At 42.6% G+C, this 12,387-nt stretch carries 13 protein-coding genes; 8 read left to right on the top strand and 5 right to left on the bottom strand.

Going from position 1 to position 12,387, the window contains the following annotated elements; translation table 11 throughout:
• Position 1 precedes the first annotated feature (1 nt).
• The 6 genes from ACUN2T_RS17060 to ACUN2T_RS17085 all read left to right on the top strand — a co-directional run bounded on the left by ACUN2T_RS17060 (position 2) and on the right by ACUN2T_RS17085 (position 5,088).
• Positions 2–430: a CidA/LrgA family protein gene (locus ACUN2T_RS17060; RefSeq protein WP_445494183.1), complete on the top strand. Its 429-nt coding sequence runs from the start codon at positions 2–4 to the stop codon at positions 428–430.
• A gap of 2 nt (positions 431–432) precedes the next feature.
• Positions 433–1,128 carry a CidB/LrgB family autolysis modulator gene (locus ACUN2T_RS17065; RefSeq protein ID WP_445494184.1) on the top strand — a complete coding sequence of 232 codons (696 nt, stop codon included), beginning with the start codon at positions 433–435 and terminating at the stop codon, positions 1,126–1,128.
• Between the two features lie 140 nt (positions 1,129–1,268).
• A complete protein-coding gene (gene cdd, locus ACUN2T_RS17070) occupies positions 1,269–2,153 on the top strand; it encodes a cytidine deaminase (protein ID WP_445494185.1) in 885 nt (294 codons plus the stop codon).
• A 270-nt stretch (positions 2,154–2,423) separates the two neighbouring features.
• Positions 2,424–2,720 (top strand): type II toxin-antitoxin system RelE/ParE family toxin, encoded by a 297-nt coding sequence (locus ACUN2T_RS17075; protein WP_445494186.1) that lies wholly within the window; start codon positions 2,424–2,426, stop codon positions 2,718–2,720.
• A gap of 11 nt (positions 2,721–2,731) precedes the next feature.
• Entirely contained in the window at positions 2,732–3,049 is a 318-nt protein-coding gene (locus ACUN2T_RS17080; RefSeq protein ID WP_445494187.1) for a HigA family addiction module antitoxin, read from the top strand.
• A 341-nt stretch (positions 3,050–3,390) separates the two neighbouring features.
• Positions 3,391–5,088, top strand: a complete 1,698-nt coding sequence (locus ACUN2T_RS17085; protein WP_445494188.1) for an NAD-dependent malic enzyme — start codon at positions 3,391–3,393, stop codon at positions 5,086–5,088.
• A 574-nt stretch (positions 5,089–5,662) separates the two neighbouring features.
• Here ACUN2T_RS17085 and ACUN2T_RS17090 read toward each other — a convergent pair.
• The gene (locus ACUN2T_RS17090; RefSeq protein ID WP_445494189.1) at positions 5,663–6,475 is read right to left on the bottom strand and encodes a 2OG-Fe(II) oxygenase; all 813 of its coding nucleotides are present in this window, start codon (positions 6,473–6,475) and stop codon (positions 5,663–5,665) included.
• Between the two features lie 768 nt (positions 6,476–7,243).
• On the opposite strand from ACUN2T_RS17090, the gene sanA reads away from it, so the two are divergent.
• Complete coding sequence (gene sanA, locus ACUN2T_RS17095) at positions 7,244–7,984, top strand: outer membrane permeability protein SanA (RefSeq protein WP_445494190.1); 741 nt, start codon at positions 7,244–7,246, stop codon at positions 7,982–7,984.
• Here the strand turns inward: sanA and yeiB are convergent.
• Genes yeiB through ACUN2T_RS17115 form a run of 4 tightly spaced genes read right to left on the bottom strand, consistent with a single transcriptional unit; the run spans position 7,956 to position 11,178 of the window.
• Entirely contained in the window at positions 7,956–9,101 is a 1,146-nt protein-coding gene (yeiB, locus tag ACUN2T_RS17100) for a DUF418 domain-containing protein YeiB (RefSeq protein WP_445494191.1), read from the bottom strand. The genes sanA and yeiB overlap by 29 nt on opposite strands.
• Positions 9,102–9,122: 21 nt before the next feature.
• Entirely contained in the window at positions 9,123–9,782 is a 660-nt protein-coding gene (gene folE, locus ACUN2T_RS17105) for a GTP cyclohydrolase I FolE (protein ID WP_445494192.1), read from the bottom strand.
• Positions 9,766–9,975, bottom strand: a complete 210-nt coding sequence (locus ACUN2T_RS17110; protein ID WP_445494193.1) for a hypothetical protein — start codon at positions 9,973–9,975, stop codon at positions 9,766–9,768. Before ACUN2T_RS17110 ends, folE begins: the two co-directional genes overlap by 17 nt.
• Positions 9,976–9,990: 15 nt before the next feature.
• The gene (locus ACUN2T_RS17115; protein WP_445497904.1) at positions 9,991–11,178 is read right to left on the bottom strand and encodes a YbfB/YjiJ family MFS transporter; all 1,188 of its coding nucleotides are present in this window, start codon (positions 11,176–11,178) and stop codon (positions 9,991–9,993) included.
• Between the two features lie 344 nt (positions 11,179–11,522).
• On the opposite strand from ACUN2T_RS17115, the gene ACUN2T_RS17120 reads away from it, so the two are divergent.
• Complete coding sequence (locus ACUN2T_RS17120; RefSeq protein WP_445494194.1) at positions 11,523–12,269, top strand: SDR family NAD(P)-dependent oxidoreductase; 747 nt, start codon at positions 11,523–11,525, stop codon at positions 12,267–12,269.
• Positions 12,270–12,387 lie beyond the last annotated feature (118 nt).

The raw sequence follows: 12,387 nt of genomic DNA on the forward strand, positions 1-12,387 counted from the left end.
TATGTCGTTTCGTGAAGTACTGATTATAGGTTGGCAGTACCTGCGAGCATTTGTACTGATTTACCTGTGTTTGTTGGCAGGCAATGCCATCTCTGCTCTGTTACCCATCGCAGTTCCCGGCAGTATTCTCGGTATGTTGATATTGTTTGTCTTATTGGCTTTCCAATTGATCCCTGCCCACTGGGCAAGACCAGGTTGCAGTCTGTTACTGAGAAATATGACCCTGCTGTTTCTGCCTATCGGTGTCGGCGTTATGAATTATTACGATCAACTCAGCCAACAGATATTACCGATTGTCCTTTCATGCCTGATCAGCACCGCAATTGTTATGATTATTGTTGCTTACAGTTCCCATTATGTTCACCGCGAACGTCCAATTATTGGCTCTGTATCAAAAGTTAAGACTGAACAAGAAAAACAAGAGAAATAAATATGTTAAGTCATATTTGGTGGTCACTGCCATTAACATTGATTGTATTCTACGCCGCAAGGAAACTTTCACTAAGATTCAAAATGCCTATTCTGAATCCCTTATTAGTTTCTATCGCGGTACTGATCCCAATATTGTTAATAACCAATATCCCCTATGAACACTATTTCGCCGGCAGCCGAATTCTTAATGATCTGCTCCAGCCCGCAGTGGTTGCGCTGGCATACCCGTTATATGAACAATTGCACCAGATCCGCACCCAATGGAAGTCCATTATCAGTGTCTGTTTTATCGGCAGTATTGTCGCTATGGTTACAGGTACGGCGATTGCATTATGGATGGGCGCAACACCTGAAATAGCCGCTTCGATACTGCCTAAATCAGTCACTACGCCAATAGCAATGGCAGTAGCCGATGCTATCGGTGGTATTCCGGCAATCAGTGCCGCTTGCGTCATTTTTGTCGGCATTCTTGGGGCAATATTTGGTCATAACCTGTTCGACCTCTTGCAAGTGAAAACCAAAGCATCCCGCGGTTTAGCAATGGGAACCGCATCACATGCTTTAGGCACCGCCCGTTGTACAGAAGTCAATTTTGTTGAAGGCGCATACAGTTCATTAGCACTAATGACCTGTGGCATCATTACTTCGCTGACCGCCCCTTTTATATTCCCAGTGTTGTTATATCTATTTAGTTAATTACAAGTTAGAAAATTTGATACAAATCTCTCAATTACCGACTTTAATTACATAATTTTCATTGTTTATGTGATTAACATCACATTATAAATCTCATCAGCGCGCCTAGAATAATCTTAAGTTAATTTGGAGATCATTCTATGCAAGCTCGCTTTCACTCTATCTGGGCACAGTTACCATCTAAACTACAGGATGCACTTTTACCCTATGCAGGAAACGACGTCTTTCCTGCCATGTTCACGGCTGAACAAGCTGAATCTGTCAAGAAAACCGGTGGCTTTGACGATAACACATTGGCTATCGCCCTGCTGCCACTTGCAGCGGCATGTTCTCTGGCTCCGATATCACATTTTAATGTCGGCGCAATTGCCCGAGGCGAAAGCGGAAATCTCTACTTCGGTGCCAATATGGAATTTACCAATGTGCCATTACAGCAAACTATTCATGCTGAACAGTCTGCTATTACTCACGCCTGGTTACGCGGTGAGAAAAAACTGACCTCTATCACGGTTAATTACTCTCCATGCGGCCACTGCCGCCAGTTTATGAATGAGCTTAATAGTGGCACACAATTAGAGGTGCATCTGCCAAAACAGGCACCTTCAACATTAGGTGACTATTTACCAGATGCCTTTGGTCCAAACGATTTGGGTATCACTACCCTGTTGATGGATCCGGTTAACCATGGTCATAAACTAAAAACTACTGATGAACTCGTACTAACCGCACTGGATGCAGCAAACCGAAGCCATGCCCCATACAGCAATTCATATAGTGGTATAGCACTGCTGGGAAAAGATGGAAAAATCTATCCTGGGCGTTATGCAGAAAATGCCGCTTTTAACCCAAGCTTACCCCCATTGCAAGCTGCCCTGATCTTAATGAATATTTCTGGTGGTGATTGTCTGTCCATCGAAAGATCAGTATTAGTTGAGGGAAAAAACAGCGATCTGTCCCAACAAAGTGCAACTCAATCCACACTTGCTGCACTAGGATGTAGTAAATTTGAGTACCACACGTTCTGAATTCAGAGAAAAATGCGCTTTTCCCTCTATTCAGATCATAGGTATCTCAATATCGCTGAACCGACCTCAAAACATCTGAAGTTAATCAGGTCAATTCCCCAACTGGATATTCTGGCAACAATTGAAGGGTATTCTGCAGGATTGATAAACCTGTAAAGTATGGCTATAGGTCATGTTTATTTTTGGAGCTTTATGCTCCAAAATGGCTTCATAATGTTCCATTTTGGTGTAGTGTGATGCTTATCAAAGGATACAGTCACAGGTGTGCCAATGATTGGAAGTTTTAAGGATGGAGAAAATGGCTCACTATGTCGATTTTACCTCTATAACAAAAGAAGTAGGGAATTCCCGACCAGTATTGAGGGGCAATTACGATGCAAACTCAGTATGTTGGAGGCAGCCAGTACAGAAAAGTCTTTATTCCAACCTCGCAGTAATAATTACGAGCGATTGGCCGGTAACTTGGAAGGTTGGTCAAGTATACGGGTAAATATCCAGTGGCGGTTCATTTTTCGCTGGCGTGATGGTGCCGCATATGATGTTTATCTAGATCCGCGCAAATATTAATGGGGGACACTATGGATACTATTACGGCAGAACCGACTACCGTTGGCGAGATGCTTAACGAAGAATTTTTAAAGCCGATGAATATTACTCAGCAGCAATTGGCTGGCGCTATGAGCGTATCACGTAAAGTTATCGGCCAAATTGTCAATAATTCTCGTCGCTTAAGTGTCGAAGAAGCAAGCATGTTAGCAGCACTTTTTGAAGTTAACGATGATTTCTGGATCAACCTACAGGCAGCACATGATCGCTGGAAAGCGCGAAATCTGATCGCTACCCATCATTACAAACCTATTAATTTCATCCTTGCAGCGGGAAAGCCTGCTGGTTAGCATCCTTACCCATTCGCACTCCTCTAGTCATGCTGCAACCGTGCGTATACGAAATTGGTATCGACGGCTTTGCCGGGCATCACGCCCGGCGATAGGAAGTCAAATGCACACGAAATATTAACGCCCCTTTTTATGAAAATTATGTAGATATCTATAACCCTAATGGAGGATTATCTCCTACAAAAATAGTTAACGTAACATTTTATTAGCTAAATCTGGATGTTATCTCTCATTTTTACTCATAATACCTCTAATTAAGTAACATTTGCTGTACATATTTTTCCTATCTCTTAGGATCTATAGCTGACCTTGTTATCCATTTAGTTCAAAGAGTAAGATTCATGGAACTGGAACACGAAAGTAAACGTCCATTATATATTCCCTATTCTGGCCCCATCCTGTTGGAATTTCCCCTGCTGAATAAAGGCAGTGCCTTTACTGAAGCAGAACGCGGCAACTTTAACCTTCATGGCTTATTACCGGAAGCGGTTGAAACCATCGAAGAACAAGCTGAACGCGCCTATCGGCAGTATCTTGATTTCAAAAATGATGCAGATAAACACATTTATCTGCGAAATATTCAAGACACTAACGAAACTCTGTTCTACCGCCTGCTGGATGCACATTTGAGCGAAATGATGCCAATCATTTATACCCCAACGGTTGGTGAAGCTTGTGAACATTTTTCTGATATTTACCGCCGCGCCCGTGGTCTGTTCATCTCATACCCAAATAAAACGCATATTGATGACATGCTGCAAAATGCGACTAAGCAAAATGTAAAAGTTATCGTTGTCACCGATGGTGAACGTATCCTTGGTCTGGGTGACCAAGGTATCGGCGGTATGGGTATTCCTATTGGTAAACTTTCCCTGTATACCGCCTGTGGTGGTATCAGCCCGGCTTATACGCTGCCAGTAGTCCTGGATGTGGGGACGAACAACCCTCAGCGCCTGAATGACCCGTTATATATGGGCTGGCGCCATCCACGTATTACTGGCGCAGAATATGATGAATTTGTTGATGAATTTATTCAGGCCGTCAAGCGCCGCTGGCCGAATGTGCTGCTACAGTTTGAAGATTTCGCACAAAAAAATGCTATGCCTCTGCTTGACCGCTATCGCCACGAGATTTGTTGCTTTAATGATGACATTCAGGGAACCGCCGCTGTTACACTGGGTAGCTTGATTGCAGCCAGCCGTGCTGCAGGCCGTCAATTGAAAGATCAAACTGTCACTTTTCTGGGTGCAGGTTCCGCTGGTTGCGGTATCGCAGAGCAGATTGTCGCCCAGATGAAATCAGAAGGTTTAAGTGAAGAGCAAGCTCGCGCCCGTATTTTCATGGTTGATCGTTTCGGTTTGCTGACGGATAAGCTACCAAATTTATTGGATTTCCAGAATAAACTGGTACAAAAAAGCGACTCCTTAGCTGAATGGGATGTGAACAGCGATTCGATCTCTCTGCTTGACGTTGTTCGTAATGCTAAACCTACGGTATTAATTGGCGTTTCAGGTCAAGCAGGTCTGTTTACAGGAGAGATCATCCGTGAGATGCATAAACACTGTGAACGTCCAATCGTTATGCCATTATCCAACCCAACTTCCCGTGTTGAAGCCCGTCCTGAAGATATTATCAACTGGACTGATGGCGCTGCCCTGGTTGCAACAGGTAGCCCATTTAATCCGGTAAAATACAAAGATCAAGAGTATCCGATCGCTCAATGTAACAATGCCTATATCTTCCCAGGAATTGGCTTAGGTGTTATTGCCTCTGGGGCCAAACTCGTCACTGATGGTATGTTGATGGTGGCAAGCCGGACACTGGCTGATTGTTCACCATTGGCTAAAAACGGTACCGGCCCATTACTGCCACTCATTGATGATATTCAAGAAGTTTCTCGCAAAATTGCGAAACAAGTTGCAAAAGAAGCGCAAATACAAGGTGTTGCGACTGTCACGTCAGACAGTGCGTTGAATGAAGCGATTGAACGCAACTTCTGGAAACCGGAATATCGCATATATAAACGTACTTCATTGTGACGATTATCCACCCAGATCAGGCAAGGCGCTCCCCATGTCATCGGCGGTTACTCGTCCCTGGCAAGTCAGACACAAGCCCAGAAGGCAGAAACGACGAGCACCACAGCCTTTAAACCCACTATACCTCTATGCCGCATATTCATTGCGGCATTTTACGATCTGAAAACCCTTCAAGATTTTTGCCTTATATTTCCGCCCATATTAGCCGAAGGTTTATAGCAATTTTTGCCAAATCATACTTAACTGATATAGTATTATTGAGTTGCACACTCACAGCCCAAAAAAAATATTTTACGAATTTAATATGATAATTCTATTTTCTTCATTTCTCTTATTCACAAAATTAATAATACTATACCCTATGGATTTCAAGATGGATCGCGGCGGCAAGGGAGCGAATCCCCGGGAGCATAGATAACAATGTGACCGGGGTGAGTGAGTGCAGCCAACAAAGAGGCAACTTGAAAGATGACGGGTATAAACAAAATTACCATATTTATAGGATTGGGATCTGACACTCCCAACCCCTAAAAGAAAAAATATTCCCAACATGCTAATTACATCAACAATATCATTAATTCCATAACATTAGATGTTTATTTTTTGATACGCCGATGAAACTTTGCAATGATATTCTGCTTCCTTCAGAAAAGCTACGAATTGCATGAGGTTTCCTGGTGTTTATTATTATTAAATCTCCCAATTCTGGCTTAATACAAATAGATGGAGGAAGAGAACCCCGCCAATCATGTTCTGAACTATCTTCAATCAATTCGGTAATAGGAATAGCAGGAACATCCCACAACTCTAATTCCCCTCCACTTACAGGTATTTTTATATATATGTTTACAGAAAATTGCCCTAGCAAATTGACAGATTGTTGTTGAAGGCCATCAAAGTGAGGTTGTATTTCAGACATGATAGAGAGTTCTGGTCTTCTCATGACTCTGGCAATCCCCGCATGCATCTTTTTACCTTCAAAATTTGCAATACTGGCACCCGCAGACCATACTTCATCCAGTTCTAAACGAAATTTATCGAAAGGTGCCAGCATTGGAGCACAGAAATTTCTGACGTTTCTTATTGCGGGTAATGCATTCTCAAAATATCTTTTGTAACTATCACTATCTTTGGATTTCCCAAAAGTTGTGTTATAAGGCACACCCACTCTATCAACTCCATAATCGACTAAAACAATTTCATCTCCTTTTTTTAAATCATGAAGATAATGCTCTAGATTTTCATGAGAGAGGAAAAAATCAGAAAGTTTATCTGAAATATGACTATCTACATATTTTTTCACATGGACTGCTAACACTTCATCATTAAATAACTTATCGAGATCACTTTCTCGCAAAGAATTAGATAAAATCACTTCATTTTTCATAAAAGTCACCTTGTTATACTTAACATGATTTTGGAAAACTCTCCTACATAAAAATACACCAGAAAATGTTAATTCCAACATTCTATCCAGTAAAAGCACTTTTAATCAACACGATATTAATCACCAAAATAGATATAGATATATATTTAAGTTATTTTACTAATTCCATATTTAACAATAGAGGCAGTTCTGATGACAATGTTTTTATTTTACAAACTTTACTATAACTTTAAGAACAATCAATTTAATATTCAATGGTAATGATAAATAGACAACATAATCTCTCATAAATCCCTGGCAGATTAGAATAGCCATATCTATCGCAGAAAAAAATCCGGCAATATATTATTATTTAACATCAACATTAAGTATAAAGTAAAACATGTAAAAATCAAAAATAACATACCAGAATTCACAAAAAGAATATACTTATTCTTAACTTGAATATTATTATCGAATTTATTTTAATGCCTTAATTTTCCGATATTTTTTCAATCTCAACATTTGACTGCTCGCTTACATTAATAATCGGGTTTTACAGTATATCCGCAGCCACTGCAACGCCTTAAAGACAGGAAATATGAATCAAGGCCACCCTCTGACGTCCCTGACGCGATGCCTGCCGATTGCGGCGGGATAAAATATCAAGAAACAGACGACAAAAAATCACTGTCAGGCTTTTTTCTTATAGAGAAAACTTGCTTCGGAATTTCAGGTAAAGTAGCCTTTAGTCAATATTAGTCATTGATGCATATTAAAGGCAAAAGCATGTGGAAGCGCCTGATAATTGGTCTGTTATTCATCGCAGGGATGCTGATGCTCACCGCTATAGTACTTGATCGCTGGATTAGCTGGAAAACGGCCCCTTATATTTTTGATGACCTCAAAAAACTTCCTGAACGTGAAGTGGGTATGGTGCTTGGTACGTCTAAATACTACCATTCTGGTGCCCCCAATCAGTATTATATGTACCGCATTCAGGGGACAGTTAATGCTTATAACAGCGACAAAATCAAATATCTATTACTGAGTGGCGACAACGCCCAGCAAAGTTATAACGAACCTGTCACCATGCGCAGGGATTTGGTCAAAGCAGGTATTCCTACCACAAACATCGTGCTGGATTTTGCGGGTTTCAGAACGCTTGATTCGATAGTCAGAACCCGTAAAGTTTTTAACACCAATGATTTTACGATTATCACTCAACGATTCCATTGCGAACGGGCGCTGTTTATCGCTATGCATATGGGAATTGACGCTCAGTGCTATGCGGTTTCCACACCTAAGAATATGATTACCGTCCGGTTACGTGAAATCATTGCCCGCCTTGGTGCCTTAACTGATCTTTATATTTTGAAACGCGAACCTCGTTTCCTGGGCCCTTTGATCCCAATTCCTGCTCCACATAAAGTACCAGAAGACATCACTGATTATCCGGCGGTAACCCCGGAAGAATTGCGGGAAATGGACAAAACCCAGCCTAAAAGGAGCGTGCCAATACCGCCGTAACATTTCGCCACAGCCATTCTGATGGCCCTTGCCGGTGACGGCGTAACCACCAGCATGAAAAAAACACATTCACTGTCCAAATAAATGGAATAAATGCCAGTAACTCCAGGCGGCTGAATTGACCAAATAATCTAAAGTAATAAAACAACACAGTACAGATTAAAGTTTGTAGTAAATAATTACTCATCGCCATTCGTCCAACCTGCCTGAGCCAGCGATTAATTCGCCAACATGCAATTACCGACCAGAAACCATAGATAAGCGCAATATAACCCAGCGCCTGAAATGGAATGACCAACTCAGAAAGGATATAGCCAACAATACCTGACCAAAAGTAATCCCAACCATGCGCATATTGGAGCGCCACAGAGGATATCTGGACAGCAAAACTGAGTGGTATCAGCAATAGCGCCACATTTCGATAATGGCTCACCGGAAATTCACCGTTCAGCCAGCCATTACGCACTAATCCGGCACCACATAACATAATGCCGATCAGTTGCCAGCCATACTGAACAAACAGCATGACCATCATCAACATGACCTGATTGAAACGCTCTTCCACTGCCAGCCATCCACCACCCGTTTTCCAGAATATTTCGTATAGCACATGGCATTCAGTCGGTCGCCAAGCATCGTTAGATTCACCTCTGGAAAAAAAACCAAGAATAAATAACAGCGCTAACCCAATCAGATAAAAAACAGCGCCTTTCATAAATAACTGGCTACTGGTGCTATTTTGACTAATCAGATGAAAACTCAAAAAACCAGCCAAACTGTAAGAGAGTAAAATATCACCATCCCAGAACAGGATGCCATGTATCCCGCCAATCAGGGCAAGTATGATTAATCGTGGATAGTTCCAGACTGTTCCCCTTGGTAGTAGTAACTCCAGTGTTGCACCAAATAAGAAGGCAAAAATACACAGGAATTTTCCCTGAGCAAAGATATTGAGCACAGACCAGATAATTAAATCAGTTGCAGAAGCTGAACCATGATATTCCGGGTTCAAATAAGCCGCAGATGGCAAAGCAAAACCGGAGATATTGAGCAGCAATATCCCCAGAATCGCCAGACCACGAATACTGTCCAGTGAATCAATTCTCTGGCGGGTCATTTTTATATCCCGATGTAAAAACTACAAATGGCGTGTCGTGCGTAAAAACTCCTGACGGGTATTTTGACTGGATTTAAACAACCCCCCCAAGGATGTCGTTGTCGTGGTACTGGTTGCATCACGGATGCCCCTGGCTTTCACACAGTAATGGACCGCATCAATAGATACAGCAACATTATTGGTACCAAGCAGTATCTGTAATGCAATCAAAATCTGTTGGGTCAGACGCTCTTGTACCTGTGGACGTTGCGAAAAAAACTGCACAATGCGGTTAATTTTAGATAATCCAATCACTTTATCTTTCGGGATATAGGAAACAGTCGCCTTACCATCAATAGTGACAAAATGATGTTCACAGGTGCTGGTTAACGTGATGTCACGCACCGTCACCATTTCATCCACTTTCATTTTATTTTCTATCAATGTGATTTTCGGGAAATTACTGTAGTCCAACCCTGAAAAAATTTCATCAACATACATTTTCGCAATACGACTGGGGGTTTCCGCCAAACTGTCATCATTTAGATCAAGATTCAACAGTTTCATAATTTCCGTCATATGCTCCTCAATACGCACTTTGCGCACTTCCGGTGCCAGCGCCTGACCACGAAGAGGAGTTTCAAGACCACGAGCTTCCAGCGCCGAATGCACAAGCTCGGCTTCTTTACTTAGGGATGACATTATTTTCTCCAAAGGTATTACTTTCCATTATCTGGCGGGTAGTGAAATTGATGTTTGAGTCATTAGTACCATAACTAAGGCAATCTGATATTTCGCGCCGCGTTAACATCGCGGCCATGATTGGTATAGCACAACCAAGCGTCTGAGCCAACAATTCAGTTTGCTGTGATGTGGGATAAACTGATATTTGCATGCGCGTTTCATGGCATTATACACCAGCCTCACCAGTGGGTTTATTCCTATGACAAACTAACAACCCAGCAATCACCAGAGTGATCAATGCCACATACAGCGCAGGCTCCAGTTTCCCGGTTATCGCGGTGGAAACCGCTGACAGCACCGGCCCAACAAGCTGCCCAATAGCATAGCCTGTCGTCAGCAACCCGGCCATATAACGGCTATGTTCTGACGCCAGTTCACGCCCATACTGAAATGCCATTTGCACTGCGCACATAAAACCACCACCAATCAGCAAAGCGCTTAATGCCAAACCACTTATTCCCGGTACAATCTCAGCGATAAGAATCCCTGCGGCCTGGATCCATAAAGTGATTGCCAGCCGGATTTGGGTTGTCAGCATATGACGGGTCAGAATAGCGAAACCGATGCCGATGACTGCGGCGCCACCAAATATTGGCCAGACAAACTGAGCAAACAAGCTGCCAGGGAAACGCTCACTGGCCATTTGCGAAAGAAAAGTGGCCGGTAAAATATAGCCAAACCCCGCCAAACTGTAGCTCCATACCAACCGCTTAATTGCTGGTGTCCAAATCAGCTTCTTCACCTCAGCGGGTGAACGGTGTAGTTTACCGCTACGGGGCAGATACCGACTGATATAAACACTACCAATCAGCGCCAACATGCCATACAACATCCATGCTTCGGCAGCACTCAGTTGCCATGCCTGAATTCCGACAGCAAGAATACCAGTAACGAATATCCCGACGCCAGGTCCCGCAAATATGGCAACACCCAATGCAGGACGGTTCAAATTGGCTAACTGCTCATTTACCCATGCCGCCACCAGCACTAATGTCAAGCCACTTGCCCAACCAATAAAAAAACGGGCGACACTGTGTAATATCGGCCCATCCAGCAGTGCAGAGAGCAACGTGATAATGACCACTCCCCATAATCCTGCCCAGAGCCGATATTCAATAAAACGGCGCGCCCGCATCGCATCATAGGAACCCGCCAGATATCCCAGATAGTTAAAAGCGGCGACGATACCCGCGCCAGTCAGACTAAGCTGGGATTCTGCGATCAGTAAGGGAACTTGAGGAGTGAAGGTAAAACGTCCAATTCCCATAGCAACAACCAGCGCCAAAAAACCACTCATTGCGATATGAAAAGCCTGATAACGGTGATTCTGCTGGGGAGAAGTTGAATTGTTCATCGTCATGAAAACATCATTTTCTAATTTGTTTTTCACAAGTTATAACAAAAATCAAATACAATACACTCTTCTTATTAAGAAAATTTATATAAAAGCGTAAATTATTTCTTCCCTTTAATAAAGTATTCAGTAAGCCTTGGGTTACAATCTCTGGGACGACAAAGTATTTGAAATCTCATGCTCCGTTCTATTCGTTCACCTTTACTAAAGTCAAATCAGGCTGTTACCGCGTAACATAAACTGAGCCTGCTCTCAATAATGCCATAATGATACTGTCAAGCCGCTGCCAGAAATGTATGATTTGTCATGTTACATATACCAATATTATTAATAAGGAGCTTTTTATGTATAAAGAATTCCAAGGTAAGACAGCAATTGTTACCGGAGGTGGAACCGGTATAGGACGAGCTATCAGTATCATGCTGGCGCAACAAGGTGCTGCTGTGGCGGTTATCTATTCACAAAGTAAACTTGAAGCTCAGGAAACAACAGAATCTATTATCAGGGACGGAGGGCAAGCCATAGCAATAAAAGCCGATGTTGCCGACGAATCCGCTGTGCAGACAATGATCAACACTGTTGCTGAAAAATTTAACGGCATCGACTACCTAATTAATAATGCCGGGATAACAAAGCAACTTCAATTTGATGATCTCGAATCTATACCCGATAGTATTTGGGATACCATTCTTGACGTTAACGTGAAAGGCACATTTCATTGTTGCCGGTATGCAGCACCTTATCTTAGGAAAAGAGCGGGTAGTGCTATCGTGAATGTCGGTAGTATCGCCGGCGAAACCGGCTATGGTTCTTCTATTCCCTATGCGGTTTCCAAATCAGCCATTCACGGGCTCACAAGATCATTGGCCCGTGCGTTGGCACCCTCCATAAGGGTTAACTGCGTGGCACCAGGCGCGGTCGAAACCAGGTGGTGGAAAGGGCTGGAGGAGAAAATGCGAACCCTCTGTGCAAATTTGCCTTTAGAACGCATCTCAACACCAGAAGATGTTGCAGAAATAACTTTGATGTTATTAAAAGCAGAAGCAATGACAGGGCAAATCATCAAGATTGACAGCGGTCAAACTTTATAAAATTTACCTGATAGCATAGTAAATATTGATAGCTGGATGCCGCCAAATTCAATCGGACTTACTCTGGTAGCCAGCTATTTCTCTCTGAGCGAACATGAGATAATACCTACGTTTATTT

The sequence above is a fragment of the Photorhabdus machadonis genome, from assembly GCF_052657765.1.